The sequence below is a fragment of the Candidatus Phycosocius spiralis genome, assembly GCF_030158815.1.
GTDB lineage: Bacteria > Pseudomonadota > Alphaproteobacteria > Caulobacterales > Aquidulcibacteraceae > Aquidulcibacter > Aquidulcibacter spiralis.
The window spans coordinates 111,014-127,873 of sequence record NZ_BPFZ01000002.1 but is presented as its reverse complement, the minus strand read 5'-3'; the positions used below and the strand labels follow the sequence as shown (position 1 = coordinate 127,873).

The window sequence follows — 16,860 nt, the reverse complement described above, 5'->3', positions numbered from 1 at the left end:
CTTATGGCCAAGACAGCAGAGACACAATCCAACACCGCTTCCTTTGGTTTCCAAGATGTGCCGGCGCATGAGAAAGCCACACGCGTGCGTGGGGTCTTTGATGCTGTCGCCAGCCGCTATGATCTAATGAATGATTTGATGAGTGCGGGCATGCACCGCGCTTGGAAAGACGCAGTTGCAGCAAGACTTAATCCAAGGCCCGGTGAACGCATCTTAGACCTTGCGGGTGGAACCGGTGATTTGGCGCGTCGGTTTAAGGCACTGGCCGATGCAGCAGGGGCGCGTAGCCAAAGGTCAAAGGCACAAAAGCCTGCCGAAATCATCGTGGTCGATATCAATGCGGAAATGATTGCTGCAGGGCGTGAGCGTGGGCTTGATGGACTGGGTTGGGCTGTAGGCGACGCTGAAGCCTTACCCTTTGCCGACAATTCAGCCGATGGTTATGTCATATCCTATGGCATCCGCAATGTCACCAATATTCCCAAAGCCTTGCGTGAGGCATATCGGGTTTTAAAGCCCGGCGGGCGCTTTTATTGCCTTGAGTTTTCCAAGCCAACGACGGGTGCATTGGAAGCTTTGTACGATGCTTGGTCGTTCAAGGCTATTCCATCTATTGGGAAAGCTGTGACAGGGAACGCAGAGCCATATCACTATTTGGTTGAAAGCATTCGCCGTTTCCCCGATCAAGAATCCTTTGCGGATATGATCTCCGTAGTAGGCTTTAATCGCGTAACATACACCAATTTTTCAGGTGGCATCACGGCCTTGCACGGGGGTTGGAAGGTGTGATTGATGCGGTGATGCGGTTGGTGCGCGCGGCTTGGATTTTGGGGCGCTATGATGCGATCCTTCCGCGCGAATTTTATGATCGACTACCAGCGCCCGCGCGCTTTGTTGGTCGTTTGTTGCGCTTGGGGTCGGCCAAGATTGCTGGCGATCCAGGTACAAGGCTGGCCAGCGCCCTTGAAAAGTTGGGGCCTGCATGGATCAAATTTGGCCAGCTTTTGGCAACCCGTCCTGACATTGTAGGTGAGAAGGCGGCCCAAGGCTTATCGCGCCTTAAAGATCAGCTTGAACCCTTTTCTCAAAGTGTCGCGCTCGCGCAATTGGACGCGGCTTTTGGTGATCAGCGCGAAAGCCTGTTTCCAGAAATCGGGCCAGTGGTTGCAGCCGCTTCTGTTGCCCAAGTCCATCAAATGACACTGGCTGATGGCAAAAAAGTCGCCGTTAAAATCCTGCGTCCGGGTATTGAGCGTGAGATCGCCGCCGAAGGTAAAGCCATGGCACTCGCGGCCATTCTGGCACAAAGACTTTATCCACAAACCCGCCGCCTTGAACCCATCGCCTTTGTTGCAACCATTCGCGCGGCCTTGGAAAAAGAACTGGATTTGCGGCGTGAGGCCGGGGCAGGGGATGCCTTTGGGGAGATCATCGCAAAAGACGGGTTTTTTAAAGTGCCCACGATTGATTGGCAGCGTACCGCGCGGCGGGTGTTGACCACCAGCTGGGTTGAGGGCGTGGGTCTGACTAAAGTTGGTGCTTTGGAGGGTGCGGACCGGCCTAAACTGGCGAACGCTGTCACTTGTGGGTTTTTGGCGGCGGCGTTGGATCATGGTGTTTTTCATGCCGATATGCATGAAGGCAACCTTATATTGGGCACCGATGGCGCGCTATGGGCGATAGATTTTGGCATTATGGGACGCCTTGGCATGGCAGAGCGGCGTTATCTGGCTGAAATCCTCTATGCTTTCTTGCACCGCGACTATCGACGTGCCGCTGCGGTCCATATTGAAGCAGGCTATGTGCCCGCCCACTATGATGAAGGCGAATTTGCCCATGCGCTACGCTCTGTGGGTGAGCCGATCTGGGGTAAGCCAGCGCGCGAAGTCTCCATGGGCCGGGTATTGACCCAGCTTTTTGATGTGACCGAGCAATTTGGCATGCATATGCGACCCGAACTTGTTTTGTTGCAAAAGACAATGGTGCAAGTGGAAGGCGTGGCGCGCGCTATTGATCCAAATCACGATATTTGGGAGGCGTCCCGCCCCATTGTCGAACGCTTTATGACCGCCCATTTGGGGCCTGAAGGCATGACGCGCCAATTGTGTGAGGATGTTTCAGGCGTAATAACAACGGCGCGGAAACTACCCCTCTTATTTGCCCGCATTGAGAAGCTGGTGGAACGGGCCGAGCAGCGTAAGCGCTAAAGACATAAAGCCTCGCCTGTCCTCCCCCGTGAGCTGGGGAGGACAAGTTTGCGTCCAGCCTCGATAATGCGCTTGATTGATCACCGAGCGCGGTTTAGCATTTTGTTATGACAAATTCTGCTCCAGCCAATGCGCCCGTTCTTGATGCCTTTTGGATGCCGTTTACGGCCAACCGCCGATTTAAGGCGGCCCCGCGCCTGATGGTTTCTGCCTATGGCATGTTTTATCGCAGCGACGATGACCGCGAGATATTAGACGGCACCGCGGGGCTTTGGACGGTCAATGCAGGCCATGGGCGCCAAGAGATTGTGGACGCGGTCGCCAGACAAATGGCGACACTCGATTATGCGCCAACCTTTCAGATGGGCCATCCGATTGCGTTTGAATTTGCCGAATGTTTGGCGAGACTTGCACCCGATGGTTTTGACCGCATATTTTTTACCAATTCGGGCTCTGAAAGCGTGGAGACGGCCCTTAAGATCGCTTTGGGCTATCATTATGCGCGTGGGGATCACCGCAGGACCCGCCTGATCGGGCGGGAGCGCGGCTATCACGGTACTAATTTTGGCGGCATTTCGGTTGGCGGTATTGTCACCAATCGACGGGTGTTTGGCTCGGGGCTTCCTGGCGTCGATCACTTGCCCCACACACATGGTTTGGCTGACAATGTGTTTGCTAAAGGCCATCCCCCAAAGGGTGCCCATCTGGCTAAAGAGTTGGACCGCATTGCCGCTTTACATGGCCCAGAGACGATTGCCGCGGTGATTGTTGAGCCTGTGGCAGGGTCAACTGGGGTTTTAATTCCCCCTATCGGATATCTGGAAGAATTGCGCGCCGCCTGTGATCGCGTCGGCTGCCTTTTGATCTTTGATGAAGTCATCACCGGCTATGGCCGCTTGGGCAAACCCTTTGCCACCCAAGCGCTGGGAGTCACGCCTGATCTGATCTGTACCGCCAAGGGCATTACCAATGGGGCTTTACCGATGGGGGCTGTTTTTGCCCGCCGTGAAGTTCATGATGCTTATATGGGTGGGCCTGAAAACCTGATTGAGCTCTTCCATGGTTATACCTGCTCGGGCCATCCTGCAGCCTGCGCTGCGGGCCTTGCCACGATGGAAATTATGGAGCGCGAAGGCCTCATGACCCGTGCCGTCGATATCGCGCCCTATTGGCAACAACGCCTGCACGAGCTTAAAGGCGCACCCCATGTGATCGATGTGCGCAATTTAGGCTTAATAGGTGGCATTGAACTTGCCCCACGTGACGGGGTGATTGGCGCACGCGGCTATGAGGTGTTTGTGAAGGCTTATGAAAAAGGTGCCCTGATCCGTGTCACTGGCGATATAATCGCCCTTTCGCCGCCATTGATCATTGAAGAAAGCCATATTGATCGCTTGGTGGATACGATTGGTCAGGTTTTGCATTCGGTGGATTAGGCGTTGTAAGAAGTCACCAGTCCATTTAGTTGAAGCTTTTTCTCCCCTCGCCCCTTGGGGTCGACCTATAGGTCGACGGGTCGGGGGTGAGGGGGTACGGAGTGCGTAAATAATCCTCAATGAGGCCGACCACCTTCTCCAACTGCTCAAAAATAGCGCGATCAAAGCACCCCATCACCTGAAAGCCAATGGACGCGAGCTTTGCGTCACCAACTTCATCGCGCGTTGCACGGCCCCAAGGCTATGAATGCCACCATCAATCTCGATAACTAAGCGATTTGAGAGACAAGCAAAAGTGACCACGAAGCCGTGGATCGCAACTTGGCGACGCAACTTCAAGCCGCCAATTTGGCGATTTCGAACCCGTTGCCAGAAAATTTCTTAGCTTTTCGTCATGTGCTGTCGTTATGAGCGCACTGGCTTCAGGATCGGTGAAGGAACATCTGGCATGATGGACATCCTACAAATGAATCTAGGAGTGTTAATGCCCACACCCCAACCCGTCGCCCAATTGGTCGACCCCAGTAGGAGAGGGGCTTAATCGCTTACCCATTGGTGGGTAGCGCAACCTGTCACACCCTTTACTTGACCTTTAGGCTTCTCACTCATACCTAAGCAACATGACAGTACGCCCAATTCTAACCGTCCCCAACCCGATCTTGAAACAAGTCTCCACCCCGGTCGCGGAAGTGGATGATGCCATCCGTGCGCTAATGGATGATATGCTGGATAGCATGTATGCGGCCAGTGGCATTGGCTTGGCCGCTGTGCAGATCGGTGAGCCCGTCCGGGTGATTGTGATGGATCTGGAATGGGGCAAAAGCGACCCGCCAGAAGCGCGCGCGCCACGGTTTTTTGTGAACCCTGAAATCATCTGGCGCAGCGAAGAAACCGCCCCTTATGAAGAAGGCTGCCTATCGGTTCCTGAATATTACGATGAGCTCGAGCGGCCCGCCAAAGTGCGCTTGCGCTATCTTAATCGCGATAATGAACTTGTCGAAGAAGATGCCGATGGCATGTTTGCCACCTGCATTCAGCACGAGATGGATCATTTAGAAGGCATTCTCTTTATTGACCATTTGTCGCGCTTGCGGCGCGACCGTGCGTTGGCCAAAGTCAAGAAGCTTAAACGGGCGGCGTGAGCGCTTCTTTACCACTTCGCTTGATATTCATGGGCTCCCCCGATTTTGCGGTGCCCACTTTGGTGGCCTTGAAAGAAGCGGGCCACCAGATCGTGTGCGTCTATTCCCAACCCGCCAAGCCTGCCGGGCGCGGAAAAGCCTTGCGCGCCACCCCGGTTCATAGCTGGGCGCAGGCGGAAGGTATCGAGGTCCGCACCCCTGCCAGCCTGAAATCAGTGGAAGCTCAAGAGGCTTTCGCATCGCTCAAAGCCGATGCCGCGATTGTGGTGGCTTATGGCCTGATCCTACCCAAAGCGATTTTGGAGGCGCCGCGCTTGGGCTGCTTTAATCTGCACGGCTCGCTCCTTCCACGCTGGCGCGGTGCCGCACCCATGCAGCGCGCGATTGAAGCAGGCGATGCTGAAACGGGCGTGCAAGTCATGGCGATGGAGGTGGGCCTTGATACCGGCGGAATTTATGCAACCGCACGAACCCCGATTGCGCCAGATGAGACAACCGGGAGCTTGCATGACCGCCTGGCATTGCTCGGTGCCCGCTTAATGGTTGAAACACTGCCCCAGATCGCCCATGGCGGCCTGAAGTGCGTGCCCCAAGCAGAGGTCGGGATCACCTATGCAGCCAAGATTGATCGGGCCGAGACCCGCATTGATTGGACCAAACCCTCAGAGATTCTAGACCGCGCGATTCGTGCTTTTTCTCCCTATCCTGGTGCTTGGTGCGTGCTGCCCGATGGGGCGCGCGCCAAAATTCTGTTGAGCCGAGTTGAGGACGGGCATGGATCAGCAGGAACCACCCTCGACGACCGCCTACTCATCGCCTGCGGACAAGGCGCGCTTCGTGTTCTTGTTGTACAACGTGAGGGTAAAGGAGTTGTCCCTGCAGATGTGTTCCTGCATGGGCATTGGATACCTAAAGATAGCCGGTTTGGCTAACCAATCAATCTTTGGCCGACCAAATCTGGATTGCAGCCCGGCATTTCGATCTATGAGCTGGCCTAAGAAGACTAACGATCTAAACCAATTCTACATAAATCACGATAGCCTTATTAGGAATTCACGCGATGATATCAGGAGTGCGCTGGTCTTCCCAATAAACGATTTCATCCTTGAGCGACAATTTGCGGCGTTTGAGGCGCATGATGCTGATCTGATTGTGGGGGGCGGCAGCCTGGAGTGCCTCTATCGCAATATCAAGTGCCCGGTGCTCTTCGCGTAGGGCTTCTATCTTGGCTTCCAAGCGGGCGGTGTCAGCATTCTCAGAAGGTGAATCCCAGTCGCTTGCCATTATCTTGCCTTGCTGAAATGGGATCTATCCCATCAAATCTTTTGTCCCGCAAGCGCGAGCCGCTTTAGAAGTGCCTCCAAATCTAAGTCAAGGCTAATATTGGCCGCAACAACACAAGCACACAAGCTATCATAGCCATTTCGCTTAGGACCCTTAATGTCGGATTTTATCAAGGTCTGTAAAATGGTGTGTTCACCGGCCAGCTCTGCGGCCTCGATCTGATCTCGTAATTGCGCGATTGTTCTAGGGTCATGGCCTGCAGGGGTGGACTTTAAGGCGCGACGGCGTGCGCGCAGGGGATCAACCAGCATGCGGGTTAATTGACGTGCCAATTCATAGCTGGCTGGTGCGTCAAAGCCTAGTCCATGACGGCTGCGATATAGGGCAAAAATCAGCATTGTTACATCCAAGCCGTAAACGTCTTGGGCCACTAAGCAATCTGCTTTTACCCCATTTTGTTGATAAATCGCGAGTGCAAAATCCCAAATATTATCCATCGTTTTAGACTTCAACTGGACCGACATCTTCACCCCAGCGCTTGACCCCCTTTGCTTCAAATCCCAACAGGTCAAGTGCGCGCCCTACAGACTGAGTAACGACTTCATCAATGGTTTGCGGTTGCGCATAGAAAGCGGGCACCGGAGGAAAAATGATACCACCAATTTGGGTAATTGTAGCCATGGCCTGAATGTGACCAAGATGATAGGGGGTTTCGCGCACCATTAACACCAAACGACGGCGCTCTTTAAGCTGCACATCGGCTGCGCGGGTTAAAAGATTGGAAGTCACCCCCGTTGCAATTTCACCCATGGTGCGAATAGAACATGGAGCAATCAACATGCCGCTTGTTTTGAAAGAACCAGAGGCAATAGAGGCACCAACATCGCTAATTTTATGCACAACAGTGGCACGTTTTTTGAGCTCAATTGAACTTGGTAGGCCTTCAGAGGCCAACGTCAATTCTGCGGCCTTTGTCAGTACAAGGTGTGTTTCCACACAAAGCTCGCGCGCCATGTCCAAAGCGCGCACGCCATAGAGTGCGCCGGAGGCTCCACTTATCCCTATTATCAAGCGCTTTGACATCATTGTGATCAACCTTGCCCATATTGCGATAAAAAATGCTTGGCGATTCTCCAATCACGTGTTTTCATACTTGCCTCTGAATGCAAAGGAGGCCGCCACATGGCGATTGAAGCGTATATCCGTGAGTTGTCCGATAAACATGCCAAGCTTGATTTAGCGATCCAAAACGAAATGAAAAGCTTAGCTTCAGACGATATACAGATTGCTACGCTTAAGCGACAGAAACTCAAACTCAAAGAAGAACTTGAAACATTAAGACGGCGACACTGAAACCCTCGATGATAGGGAAAGGGGCCAATTGGGCCCCTTTTTTGTTGGGCGACCTCATGATTTGGCAATTTTAGGATTATGGTTCAAGTTTAAATGTGGGCTCGCCATGAGACCTACCTTCTAAAATGCCATTGAATTGCGGCATTAGTCATTATCATGATTTCTGCCTACAAATGATAGCACAGGGATTATGTGACACATTTGACATCATTCTTGAATTTCGACGCGTTTAATCATTGGTTTATGTGTTGTACTTGAATTAAGTGATGACCAAGCAACACATGTTTTTAATCCTTAAATAGCAATATCTTGCTTTTCTGAACTTGTGCGTGGCTTAGACTTCCCGAGTGACAATTAGGAAAAGTGTGATCTGTCGAGCCATGCTTGATGCTCGCATCGCCTTCTAACCCCTTAAAGCGCGCGGCCCGCCCTTTGCCATGCGGCATGAGGCCATCTCCATCATATCCACCCACAGTCCAATGGCTGCCCCCGTGTCTCTCATTGTTCTGGTGACGTCATGGCGAAAGCATCGCTAGAACGATCGACTAACCCTGCGATAGGATGTTGGCAAACGTTTAGCCACCTTTGATCTTCTCTTACCGGTAGGTTCATTACCATGAGGGAAGAACTTGCAATTGATCCCGTGTCATGGTCGGTATCAAGCACAACTCACCAATGCCTTAATGATGGGTGAAGATAGGCTTAACCTGTGGTTGCCTGCATAATCCACTTTATGATCCTGCAAACCAATTGCCCATAGGCAGGGTGGTGATGCAGGTGGAGGGGTATTATTTTGGAGTGCGTGATATAACGTAAGACGCTTGGATGGGATATGCTGCCCATTGCAATCCCTCAATCGCTTGCGCAACAGGCCGGCTATTGGACGTATAATTCGCCAACCCATTATGCCCAGTGCCATTTGTGATGCTGCCTGCGTCAAGGCACCCCCGACCAAGAGCCTTGGTCAACCAGTATGCACCAGTGTCAGCAAGTTACATAATCAGGTATTTGATCTGGCAGGGATTTGATCTGGCCGCCATAGTTGAAATCGAAACATTTAGCATATGATCACGCACAATGTCACAATCACACTAAAAGGGTTGCATTTATGCTATACCCTCCTTGGGTAGCATCCAACAATGGTTTCTTTAAGATCAGAAAACCCCGTTCCGGTTTTCCACACTCAGCTTATGAGCCAGATAAACAGTTATTTGGTTATGAAACCAGCAAATTTATCATTGAAGCGGGCAACACGACCACCGCGGTCCAGCAGTGTATTGGTTGAACCCGTCCAAGCTGGATGGACGCTTGGGTCAATATCCAACGACAAGGACTTACCTGCACCGCCCATGGTTGAGCGGGTTCGGTAGGATGTACCATTGGTCATCACGATGGTGATGAAATCATAGTTGGGGTGGGTGTCGGCTTTCATTATCGTATCCTGCGCGTAGGCCAAACGTGGCGCGCGGTTAAGTCAGTGAGGTCATAATTCCGATGAGATGGGCGCGATAGAGGAAAAAGGGCCCAGAGTCTAGTCCTGCAAGCAGGCCAAGATGCTAAGCTTGCTCTATCAGGGCCTCATGTATCAGACCCAAGGATCCCTGTTGAGACGTGATCCATCCGCGGGCCTTTCATTGTGCAATGAGGTAATGCTTTATCCCAGTTGAGACCACTCAACACTTCAGGCTTTAATCATGTTAGAGGATCTTGCGCGTTGAGTCACCGAGTGGGTATACTGAACATGAAAGTTCATGGAACTCAGGTCTTATTGCGATTAACATTTATTGGTCTGGCATTTAAGTCTGGACCTTTTAAGTTCACTCGACTATCAGCACGAGGCAGCCATCGCGCTGATCAGCATTAGACGTTTTGTCCTAGTTTAGGATAGACGTAAGTTAAAATAAATTTAGTTAGAATTTAGGGAACCCATCATGGCAGATGGCCGCGACGATGTGCCTTATGACTGGGAGCAGGCGTTCAATCCAAAGAGTGCAAAATCGCGCACGCCACGCCAGCGTTCGAAACCCATGGCAACCTCTGGCAAGCTTGTGGCCACTGCCCCTAAAAAAGCAAACAAAATAACCGTAACTGATTTGTTGCTTCTGTTGTCCAGCGTCGTCATTGTGGTTGGATTGATTGCGCTTTTTTGGATGTCTTGGATTTTTCAAGCTGAAAGCCAGCATCTAAAATCGGCCGAACAGGGCCAAATTCCATCCAATGCCAATTTTTCTGCTGGACAAAACCGTGCCCCGGATGTGCTGTTCCGACTTGGTGGTGCTGCCATAATGGGCTCAGATATCATGATGGATCTGGTCAGTGCTTGGATGCGTCAGCGTGGTTATACGTCGGTACGTGGTGAGAAAACCGATCAGATGATAGAGGTTAGGGGTTTCCGCAATGGCGATGTAGGTCGGGTCTTGATCGCTTTGGCTTCTTCGCAAGGTGGTTTTGAGGCGCTGACACAACAACGTGTGGAAGCGGTGATGTCCGTGCGGTCGATTCAGCCAGGTGAAGCCGATCGCCTTTCTGCCTTGGGTAATCTTACCAGTGCCGCCAGCGAACGCGTGATTGGGCTTACGACCAGTCTAGTTATCGTCAACCGTGGCAATCCTATCAATAAGATGGATGTTGAGACCCTCAGTCGGATTTTGGCTGGTGAGATTACAGATTGGAAACAGGTAACAAAAAATTGGCAGGGTCCAATTGTCATTAAGCTTGAAGACACGGGGCCTGATTTTGCATCCAGTGTGGCCGGGCGTCTCTTAGGGGATCGTGAGCCGCCAGACAATACTGCTTTTTTTACCGATCAAAGTGGGGTCGCTGAAGCTGTGGGTCTTGATACTTATGCAATTGGTATCACCCAGCATGAGAGTGGCAATGCCAAATCCCTAGCAATAAACGAGCGGGGCGCACGGTCAGTTGGCGCGGATGATTTTTCGATCTCAACCGAGACTTATCCATTTACCCAGCGCCTTTATCTTTACGTAGGTTCATCAGGTGCCGACCCTGAAGCACGGGATTTTGCCGATTTTGCAATTTCTCCGACTGGTCAGGATTTGGTTGCACGCTTGGGCTTCACACCGATGAAGGTGCGCGCGGTGAAAGTATTAGCACCAACTGATGCCTCCAAAGACTATCGCGCATTTGGACGTTTTGCCGAACGTATGAATTTCGACATACGTTTTTATGAGGGGGCGAATGAACTTGATTCGCGTGCTGTTGAAGATTTGAAGCGCTTCGTGGATTTTGTGAGAAGAAACCAAATAGATAAGCGAAGAATCGCTTTGCTAGGTTTTGCTGATAATGTCGGTACTCGGACTATTAATATTGGCTTGGCGCAATCGCGTGCTGAAACGGTCGCGCTGGCCCTGCAAGGCTTAGGCGTGACGCCAGGACTTGTGCGCTCTTATGGCGACAGTCTGCCAGTGGGATTTAACGGAGATGAACGTGGGCGGGTTCGCAATCGCCGCGTCGAAGTATGGCTATGTGCTCCACCGGCATGCCCCTTGATCAATCTAGGTTCGCAGGCAGTATCCCAAGAACGCGAAATCCCAGCCGGCGTCAGGCTTGGCCCACCAAAACCTGTGGGTGAGGGCGAACCTGCCCCAAAAGGTTAAAGTGTGTCTGGTTTCACAAAGTCACGCCGTCTAATTCCTTGGAAAAAAAGCGCACTTTCCAAGGTGCCATATTCAATACGGGCACTGGCCTTGGCCGCGACAATCGGTTTGGCGCGGTAGGCAATGCCAAGACCAGCTGCTTCAATCATCATCAAATCATTGGCACCATCGCCAATCGCTATCGTTTGATCTAGGTCTAATCCTAGGCGGGCAGCGTCTTCTTTAAGGGCCAGAAGCTTAGCTTCTTTACCCAAGATCGGTAGGCGAACCTTCCCGGTAAGCAAGTTGCCCTCCACCATCAATATGTTAGCCCTTTGACTATGAAAGCCCACTGCCTCAGCGACTTTGGTGGTAAAAAAGCTAAATCCGCCTGATACTAAGGCGCAATGCGCACCCAATTTCGTCATCGTGCGCACGAAAATCTCAGCGCCCGGATTTATGGTGACGCGCGCATCATAACAGTCCTGAAGAGCTGAAAGGTTTAATCCTGCCAACATGGCCACGCGCGCAGTTAGCGCGGCTTCAAAATCCAATTCTCCGGCCATGGCGCGTTCGGTAATGGCGGATACATCCCCTTTTTTTCCAGCAAAATCGGCTAATTCATCCAAGCATTCGCAGCCAATAATGGTCGAATCCATATCGGCAATTAACAGCCGCTTTAAGGTGGGTTGGCGGGTTGAATAGTCCAGCGGTAAGCCCTCAAGCCAAGAGATGGCCTCTTCCACATCTCCAGATTGGCAACTCACATAAAGGGCTTCACCAGCCTCAATTGTGGTCACCACCATTTCGCCCCACAGCGCTTCAATCCGCGCTACTGCTTCTTCAAGTATGCTTCCCCCTGTGGGGCTTACCAAAACCAGTGCGGGCACATCCTTCTCCAATTTCTTCTCAAGCAGCAGTGCATTGGCGGCCACGTCAAACTTGGGCTAGAGGCAGGACATGCAAACCGTTCTCCTTATTCTCGGCCCCACCGCTTCAGGCAAGACCGCTTATGCCATTGATGCTGCCATTGAGCATAATGGTGAAGTGATCAATATGGATTCGATGCAAGTGTATCGGGATTTGCATATCCTCACTGCCCGCCCTAGTGCACAAGAAACCGCGCGTGTACCCCATCATCTGTTTGGCCATGTAGACGGGGCGATCATTTTTTCAACTGGGGCGTGGCTGGAAGCGGCCCATAGCGCCATTGTGGATTGTCAGGCGCGGGGCAAGCGTCCCATTTTAGTGGGCGGAACGGGTCTTTATGCGCATGCATTGACCCAGGGATTGGTGCCCACACCGCCCGTTCCCGCAGAAGTTCGCGCGAATACGCGCAGGCTAGTAAGTGATGACATCAAGGCTGCCTATGCCCGTCTTTTGGTTGTGGACCCCAAGTCAGCCCGCCAGATTGAGCCCAAGGACGGGGTGCGGATTGCGCGCGCCTTAGAGGTTTTTGAAGCCACCGGGCGACCCTTATCGGTTTGGCACCAAGACCCCCACCCCCCGCTTTTGGCCGCGGGTACTTGGGAAGGCGTGGCCCTGATGCCGCAGCGCGAGGTGCTTTATCAGCGCATCGAGAGCCGGTTTAAGAAGATGATGGAAGATGGTGCACTCGACGAAGCCCATGCGCTTTATCAACGCGGGCTTGATCCTAGCCTACCGATTATGAAAGCTGTTGGCATGCAAAGCTTAATCGACTTTTTTCAAGAACAATGCGGCTATGAAGCTGCCGTCGCGCGCGCAATCCTTGACAGCCGCCATTATGCCAAACGTCAGATGACCTGGATCCGCAACCGGGCTGCGGCGTGGAAAGTGATTGACGTATGATTGTGGCTACATGGCAATTGTGATTGCTCTGTCGCCAATAGTGTCGCAACACAGATTGGCAAAGCCTGTTAAGGGCCAAACGAGAATCAGGCGGGGAGCGCGATGTCAGGTCCATTAAGCGGGGTTAAAATTGTTGAGTTTGAAGCCATCGGGCCATGTCCGTTTTGTGGGATGCTGCTCTCGGATTTAGGCGCGGACGTGATCCGTTTGGATGGTCCCCGCTCGCGCTCAGGCGGTGGCGCTCAAGATGTCACAGGCCGTGGTCGGCGCTCGATCAGCCTTGATTTGAAGAACCCGGAAGATCATGAGACCTGTTTAAAGCTTTTGGATAAAGCCGAAGGCTTGATTGAAGGCTATCGGCCAGGCGTTCTTGAAAAACTGGGGCTAGGCCCTGATGTGGTTTTGACGCGTAATCCAAAGCTGGTATATGGTAGGATGACCGGATGGGGTCAGTTTGGACCCTTGGCTAAGGCTGCTGGTCATGATCTCAATTACATTGCGCTAACGGGTGCTTTGTGGGCGAGCGGGCGCAAAGATAGTCCGCCAGCACCTCCGCTTAATCTGATTGGCGATTATGGTGGAGGTGCGCTTTTTCTGGCCTTAGGGCTTTTGGCAGGGATACTTCATGCGCGCGCAACCGGTGAGGGTCAGGTGATTGATGCGGCCATGACCGATGGCGCGGCTTCTTTGACTGCCATGTTCTGGGGCATGCGGGCCGGCGGCTTTTGGCAGGACAGCCGCGACGCCAATCTTTTAGACGGCGGCGCGCATTTTTACGATTGCTATGAAACCGCTGACGGCAAGTGGATTTCGATTGGTGCCATTGAGCCCCAGTTTTATGCGTTGCTGCTGGAGAAGGCCGCCATCACCGACGAAGCCTTTTTGACCCAATATGATCGCAAGGCTTGGCCAGATCTTTCGATAAAGCTCGCCGAGATATTTAAAGCTAAAACCCGCGACCAGTGGTGCGCCCTCCTTGAAGGTACCGATGTGTGCTTTGCCCCGGTCCTGGATTGGCAGGAAGCGGCCACCCATCCCCATAATGTGGCGCGGCAAACCTTTATTGAGATTGAAGGCGTGATGCAGCCAGCACCTGCCCCGCGCTTTTCCAAAACTCCGGGCTCTGTATCTTCGATTGCCCCCAAGCCCGGTGAACATCATGCGGCGATCTTAAAAGACTGGGGCGTCTCCTAAAGTCGGAGTTGGCAGGAACCATTGGCGGCGGCGGATTTATCTGATGCGCCACGGCAATAGGGATTATGGCCGACGTATGGGGGTGAAAGCCATGACCTCACCGTGGTCCGGCTTACCCCTGGGCAAAGACCAAGCCGCAGCAGCCGGAGCCGCCTTTGCCCATATGCCCTTGGATATTGCGGTATGCTCTGGTCTAAGCCGCACCCGCGAGACAGCGCAAATTGTATTGTCCCACCGTATAGCACCACCCGCGTTAGTGGATGGCCCGGCCTGACCGCGCTTCATTCAGGCGCGTTTATTCCCTTCACCAGTAAGCAAGAACTCAGCGCCTATTTGACCATCACGTTTGAACAGACAGGGGGGGAAGGCGCACGCTTTTTTGAGGGCGGGGAATTATTTTGTGACGCCTATGCGCGAGCTGTCGCAGCGATAGAGAAGCTGCTTCATCTCCCCGGATGGAGCAGTGCTTTGGTCGTGGCCCATGAAGGGATCAACCGATTGCTTTAGGCTGGATGTGTGGCGCAGGACCCAGCACTTCCTTGCCGTTTGAGCAGGATTTAGCCTGCATCAATGTGCTCGACTTTGATTTGGTCCCCGATGAAACAAATGGCCCGATCAGCCGGATTGAACGGCGCATCATCAAAGCCACCAATGTCACGCCTTACGGTTGGCTCAAAGACGGCATGCACGAGACCAGTTTTGAGGCGATTTTTACAGCACTAGACTTAAAGGAGGTGGCTGAGGACGCGGGAAAAGCAACCCACGCATTGTAAAGCGTGGGCGACCTTCCTGATTGGCTCTATTTGCCCGATGACCGCACCGCTGGCACACCGCGCTCAAGATAGCGGATGGCGGTTAGGATATGGGTGCGCACGCCCAGCGGTAGCGCGGCTTCATTGGTATCAAATTGGGGGGAGTGATTGACCACCCATTCTGATTCGGGTGCGCCATCCTTGCTGACGCCCAAATTATAAAACACGCCGGGAATTTTGGCTTGGAAGTCTGAAAAGTCTTCAGAGCCGGTTTTAGGCGGCCTATTGATATCAACTTTGCCTTTGCCCGCCGCTTCTTCTAGGGCTGGTAGCGTGGCCCGCGCCAAATCAGGGTCATTAAAAGTGACATTATTACCGCCGTAGGGATCGCCACCGTTGAACTCAATGCGGGCTTGGGCACCGTATGCGGCAGCTAGAGAAGCGACACTTTTAGCCATACGGTCTTTGATTTGTTGACGTTGGGTTGTGTCAAAGGTCCGCAATGTTCCGCCCATTTCAAGGGTCTCTGGAATGATATTGTGGCGCACACCGCCGTGGATCATCGCGGTGGTTATGACCGTTGGCGTGGCCGTAACGTCAACCGTTCGTGCAGCCAGCCGGTTAAAATCCTGCACAATGGCTGCTTGGAGCGAGACAATATCGATCCCGCCCCAAGGCACCGCCCCATGGGTTTGCTTACCCTTGATAAAGACCTGAAATTTGTCCGACGCGGCCATAAAGCCGCCCGCGCGATAAGAAATGCTGCCCACTGGGCCTGGGGCTACATGGAGACCGAAAATCGCAGAAGGGGCAGGGTTTTCCAATGCCCCTTCCTCAATCATCAAGGCCGCACCACCTTTTTCGCCCGGAGGTGCCCCTTCTTCTGCGGGCTGGAAGATAAAGACGATGGTGCCTGGAATTTGCGCCTTCATCTTGCTTAAAATTTCTGCCGCGCCCATCAGCATGGCAACATGGGCATCATGGCCACAAGCGTGTGCGACGGGTACGGGATTACCTAAATATTCACCCATGGCTTTCGAGGCAAAAGGCAGGCCGGTCGCTTCTAGAACGGGCAATGCGTCCATATCGGCCCGCAAAGCCACCACAGGGCCGGGTTTCCCTCCGCGCAAAACACCAACAACGCCGGTTTTGGCGACATTTTCGCGCACTTCCATACCTAGCGACTTCAAGTGTGCGGCGACCAAAGCACTGGTTCTAAACTCCCGATTGGAAAGCTCTGGATGCTCATGAATGTCCCTTCGCCATGCGATCACTTTGGGGGCAATGGCTTCAGATGCGGCTTTAATCTGCGCAGCTGAAATTGGGGTAGCGGCATTGGCCGTGGAGACAAAGCTCATGGCCAAAGCCAAGCTTACGAAGCGGAGGGGGGCGTTGTTGATCATGAGAGGGAGGCTAGGATACCCTTCCTATATGTCAAGGCTAAAGAGGGCATCTTGATTTTCGCAACCGGGGTTAGTCAATTCCTTAGAATCAGATTCAGCAAATCAAGGAAAACGCCGCCTTGATTGAATCTTTTAGGTTTTGTTATGATAAGTTTCATTGCTCTAAGGGCCGTGGACATGCTAATTCGCCCGCCTGCCTTTGGCTGACTTGCTCATTGGATTGAGAAAGCCTACCTAGAGCGCAGTTTTGATCCCAAGCTTTTTTGAGGTATTTCATGTTTTCCAACCCCGCATACGCTCAAGCCGCCGGCGCAGGTGCCGCTGCAGGCCCAGAAGTGATCATGATGCAATTATTGCCTTTGGTAATGATTTTAGTGGTGTTTTACTTTTTGCTTATTCGCCCCCAGCAAAAGCGGATGAAACAGCATACTGAAATGTTGGGCGCGATCCGCCGTGGCGACACTATTGTGACATCTGGTGGCATCATTGGAAAAGTCACCAAAGTTGCTGAAGATGAGTTAAGCGTTGAGATTGCACCCAATGTGACGGTTCGTGTGGTTAAATCGACCGTCAGTCAGGTTCAAGGTAAAGGTGAACCCGTTGTTGCCAACGATGCCAAATCCTAATGTAGTTGAGATTAGGCCAAGCAAGGCCTGAGATAGC

At 52.7% G+C, this 16,860-nt stretch carries 20 protein-coding genes; 13 read left to right on the top strand and 7 right to left on the bottom strand.

Annotated features, from left to right (window positions below; genetic code table 11):
• Positions 1–3 precede the first annotated feature (3 nt).
• From PsB1_RS02285 to aptA, 3 genes are all read left to right on the top strand, one after another.
• Positions 4–789, top strand: coding sequence for a class I SAM-dependent methyltransferase (locus PsB1_RS02285; RefSeq protein ID WP_284358780.1), 786 nt, complete (start codon positions 4–6; stop codon positions 787–789).
• Positions 786–2,207: an AarF/UbiB family protein gene (locus PsB1_RS02280; RefSeq protein ID WP_284358779.1), complete on the top strand. Its 1,422-nt coding sequence runs from the start codon at positions 786–788 to the stop codon at positions 2,205–2,207. Before PsB1_RS02285 ends, PsB1_RS02280 begins: the two co-directional genes overlap by 4 nt.
• Before the next feature lie 107 nt (positions 2,208–2,314).
• Positions 2,315–3,643 carry an omega-aminotransferase AptA gene (gene aptA, locus PsB1_RS02275; RefSeq protein ID WP_284358778.1) on the top strand — a complete coding sequence of 443 codons (1,329 nt, stop codon included), beginning with the start codon at positions 2,315–2,317 and terminating at the stop codon, positions 3,641–3,643.
• A 174-nt stretch (positions 3,644–3,817) separates the two neighbouring features.
• Here aptA and PsB1_RS11900 read toward each other — a convergent pair whose 3' ends face one another.
• Positions 3,818–4,021: a DUF559 domain-containing protein gene (locus PsB1_RS11900; RefSeq protein WP_420887868.1), complete on the bottom strand. Its 204-nt coding sequence runs from the start codon at positions 4,019–4,021 to the stop codon at positions 3,818–3,820.
• Between the two features lie 242 nt (positions 4,022–4,263).
• Between PsB1_RS11900 and def the strand changes: the two genes are divergently transcribed.
• Both def and fmt read left to right on the top strand, forming a co-directional pair.
• A complete protein-coding gene (gene def, locus PsB1_RS02270; protein ID WP_284358777.1) occupies positions 4,264–4,785 on the top strand; it encodes a peptide deformylase in 522 nt (173 codons plus the stop codon).
• 29 nt (positions 4,786–4,814) lie between these two features.
• Positions 4,815–5,717 (top strand): methionyl-tRNA formyltransferase, encoded by a 903-nt coding sequence (gene fmt, locus PsB1_RS02265; RefSeq protein WP_284358994.1) that lies wholly within the window; start codon positions 4,815–4,817, stop codon positions 5,715–5,717.
• A 121-nt stretch (positions 5,718–5,838) separates the two neighbouring features.
• Here fmt and PsB1_RS02260 read toward each other — a convergent pair whose 3' ends face one another.
• Genes PsB1_RS02260 through PsB1_RS02250 form a run of 3 tightly spaced genes read right to left on the bottom strand, consistent with a single transcriptional unit; the run spans position 5,839 to position 7,155 of the window.
• Positions 5,839–6,069, bottom strand: coding sequence for a YdcH family protein (locus PsB1_RS02260; RefSeq protein WP_284358776.1), 231 nt, complete (start codon positions 6,067–6,069; stop codon positions 5,839–5,841).
• Between the two features lie 32 nt (positions 6,070–6,101).
• Positions 6,102–6,593, bottom strand: a complete 492-nt coding sequence (locus PsB1_RS02255; protein ID WP_284358775.1) for a TIGR02444 family protein — start codon at positions 6,591–6,593, stop codon at positions 6,102–6,104.
• The gene (locus PsB1_RS02250; protein ID WP_284358774.1) at positions 6,571–7,155 is read right to left on the bottom strand and encodes a UbiX family flavin prenyltransferase; all 585 of its coding nucleotides are present in this window, start codon (positions 7,153–7,155) and stop codon (positions 6,571–6,573) included. The genes PsB1_RS02255 and PsB1_RS02250 overlap by 23 nt, the downstream gene beginning before the upstream one ends.
• Positions 7,156–7,251: 96 nt before the next feature.
• On the opposite strand from PsB1_RS02250, the gene PsB1_RS02245 reads away from it, so the two are divergent.
• Positions 7,252–7,422, top strand: coding sequence for a YdcH family protein (locus tag PsB1_RS02245; protein WP_284358773.1), 171 nt, complete (start codon positions 7,252–7,254; stop codon positions 7,420–7,422).
• A gap of 1,207 nt (positions 7,423–8,629) precedes the next feature.
• Here the strand turns inward: PsB1_RS02245 and rpmE are convergent.
• On the bottom strand, positions 8,630–8,854 hold the full coding sequence (gene rpmE / locus PsB1_RS02240) for a 50S ribosomal protein L31 (RefSeq protein ID WP_284358772.1): 225 nt from the start codon (positions 8,852–8,854) through the stop codon (positions 8,630–8,632).
• A gap of 499 nt (positions 8,855–9,353) precedes the next feature.
• Here rpmE and PsB1_RS02235 point away from each other — a divergent pair, with 499 nt between their 5' ends.
• Positions 9,354–11,039, top strand: coding sequence for a phosphate ABC transporter substrate-binding/OmpA family protein (locus PsB1_RS02235; RefSeq protein WP_284358771.1), 1,686 nt, complete (start codon positions 9,354–9,356; stop codon positions 11,037–11,039).
• Here PsB1_RS02235 and serB read toward each other — a convergent pair.
• Positions 11,036–11,908, bottom strand: coding sequence for a phosphoserine phosphatase SerB (serB, locus tag PsB1_RS02230; RefSeq protein WP_284358770.1), 873 nt, complete (start codon positions 11,906–11,908; stop codon positions 11,036–11,038). The genes PsB1_RS02235 and serB overlap by 4 nt on opposite strands.
• A 70-nt stretch (positions 11,909–11,978) precedes the next feature.
• Between serB and miaA the strand changes: the two genes are divergently transcribed.
• From miaA to PsB1_RS02210, 5 genes are all read left to right on the top strand, one after another.
• Complete coding sequence (miaA, locus tag PsB1_RS02225; RefSeq protein WP_284358769.1) at positions 11,979–12,848, top strand: tRNA (adenosine(37)-N6)-dimethylallyltransferase MiaA; 870 nt, start codon at positions 11,979–11,981, stop codon at positions 12,846–12,848.
• 102 nt (positions 12,849–12,950) lie between these two features.
• Positions 12,951–14,042, top strand: a complete 1,092-nt coding sequence (locus PsB1_RS02220) for a CaiB/BaiF CoA transferase family protein (protein WP_284358768.1) — start codon at positions 12,951–12,953, stop codon at positions 14,040–14,042.
• Between the two features lie 43 nt (positions 14,043–14,085).
• Entirely contained in the window at positions 14,086–14,316 is a 231-nt protein-coding gene (locus tag PsB1_RS02215) for a histidine phosphatase family protein (RefSeq protein WP_284358767.1), read from the top strand.
• The gene (locus PsB1_RS11895) at positions 14,226–14,549 is read left to right on the top strand and encodes a histidine phosphatase family protein (RefSeq protein WP_420887864.1); all 324 of its coding nucleotides are present in this window, start codon (positions 14,226–14,228) and stop codon (positions 14,547–14,549) included. The genes PsB1_RS02215 and PsB1_RS11895 overlap by 91 nt, the downstream gene beginning before the upstream one ends.
• A 5-nt stretch (positions 14,550–14,554) precedes the next feature.
• Positions 14,555–14,815, top strand: a complete 261-nt coding sequence (locus PsB1_RS02210; protein WP_284358766.1) for a hypothetical protein — start codon at positions 14,555–14,557, stop codon at positions 14,813–14,815.
• A 26-nt stretch (positions 14,816–14,841) separates the two neighbouring features.
• Here the strand turns inward: PsB1_RS02210 and PsB1_RS02205 are convergent, their stop codons facing one another.
• Positions 14,842–16,152, bottom strand: a complete 1,311-nt coding sequence (locus PsB1_RS02205; RefSeq protein WP_284358765.1) for an amidohydrolase — start codon at positions 16,150–16,152, stop codon at positions 14,842–14,844.
• Between the two features lie 320 nt (positions 16,153–16,472).
• Here PsB1_RS02205 and yajC point away from each other — a divergent pair, with 320 nt between their 5' ends.
• On the top strand, positions 16,473–16,823 hold the full coding sequence (gene yajC, locus PsB1_RS02200) for a preprotein translocase subunit YajC (RefSeq protein ID WP_284358764.1): 351 nt from the start codon (positions 16,473–16,475) through the stop codon (positions 16,821–16,823).
• Positions 16,824–16,860 lie beyond the last annotated feature (37 nt).

What these genes read in the sequence shown, in the direction of transcription:
- PsB1_RS02285 (WP_284358780.1), top strand. Translation starts at nt 4, where the DNA reads ATGGCCAAGACAGCAGAGACACAATCCAACACCGCTTCCTTTGGTTTC.
- aptA (WP_284358778.1), top strand. Translation starts at nt 2,315, where the DNA reads ATGACAAATTCTGCTCCAGCCAATGCGCCCGTTCTTGATGCCTTTTGG.
- def (WP_284358777.1), top strand. Translation starts at nt 4,264, where the DNA reads ATGACAGTACGCCCAATTCTAACCGTCCCCAACCCGATCTTGAAACAA.
- fmt (WP_284358994.1), top strand. Translation starts at nt 4,815, where the DNA reads ATGGGCTCCCCCGATTTTGCGGTGCCCACTTTGGTGGCCTTGAAAGAA.
- PsB1_RS02260 (WP_284358776.1), bottom strand. Translation starts at nt 6,069, where the DNA reads ATGGCAAGCGACTGGGATTCACCTTCTGAGAATGCTGACACCGCCCGC.
- PsB1_RS02255 (WP_284358775.1), bottom strand. Translation starts at nt 6,593, where the DNA reads ATGTCGGTCCAGTTGAAGTCTAAAACGATGGATAATATTTGGGATTTT.
- PsB1_RS02250 (WP_284358774.1), bottom strand. Translation starts at nt 7,155, where the DNA reads ATGATGTCAAAGCGCTTGATAATAGGGATAAGTGGAGCCTCCGGCGCA.
- PsB1_RS02245 (WP_284358773.1), top strand. Translation starts at nt 7,252, where the DNA reads ATGGCGATTGAAGCGTATATCCGTGAGTTGTCCGATAAACATGCCAAG.
- rpmE (WP_284358772.1), bottom strand. Translation starts at nt 8,854, where the DNA reads ATGAAAGCCGACACCCACCCCAACTATGATTTCATCACCATCGTGATG.
- PsB1_RS02235 (WP_284358771.1), top strand. Translation starts at nt 9,354, where the DNA reads ATGGCAGATGGCCGCGACGATGTGCCTTATGACTGGGAGCAGGCGTTC.
- miaA (WP_284358769.1), top strand. Translation starts at nt 11,979, where the DNA reads ATGCAAACCGTTCTCCTTATTCTCGGCCCCACCGCTTCAGGCAAGACC.
- PsB1_RS02220 (WP_284358768.1), top strand. Translation starts at nt 12,951, where the DNA reads ATGTCAGGTCCATTAAGCGGGGTTAAAATTGTTGAGTTTGAAGCCATC.
- PsB1_RS02215 (WP_284358767.1), top strand. Translation starts at nt 14,086, where the DNA reads ATGCGCCACGGCAATAGGGATTATGGCCGACGTATGGGGGTGAAAGCC.
- PsB1_RS11895 (WP_420887864.1), top strand. Translation starts at nt 14,226, where the DNA reads ATGCTCTGGTCTAAGCCGCACCCGCGAGACAGCGCAAATTGTATTGTC.
- PsB1_RS02210 (WP_284358766.1), top strand. Translation starts at nt 14,555, where the DNA reads ATGTGTGGCGCAGGACCCAGCACTTCCTTGCCGTTTGAGCAGGATTTA.
- PsB1_RS02205 (WP_284358765.1), bottom strand. Translation starts at nt 16,152, where the DNA reads ATGAGCTTTGTCTCCACGGCCAATGCCGCTACCCCAATTTCAGCTGCG.
- yajC (WP_284358764.1), top strand. Translation starts at nt 16,473, where the DNA reads ATGTTTTCCAACCCCGCATACGCTCAAGCCGCCGGCGCAGGTGCCGCT.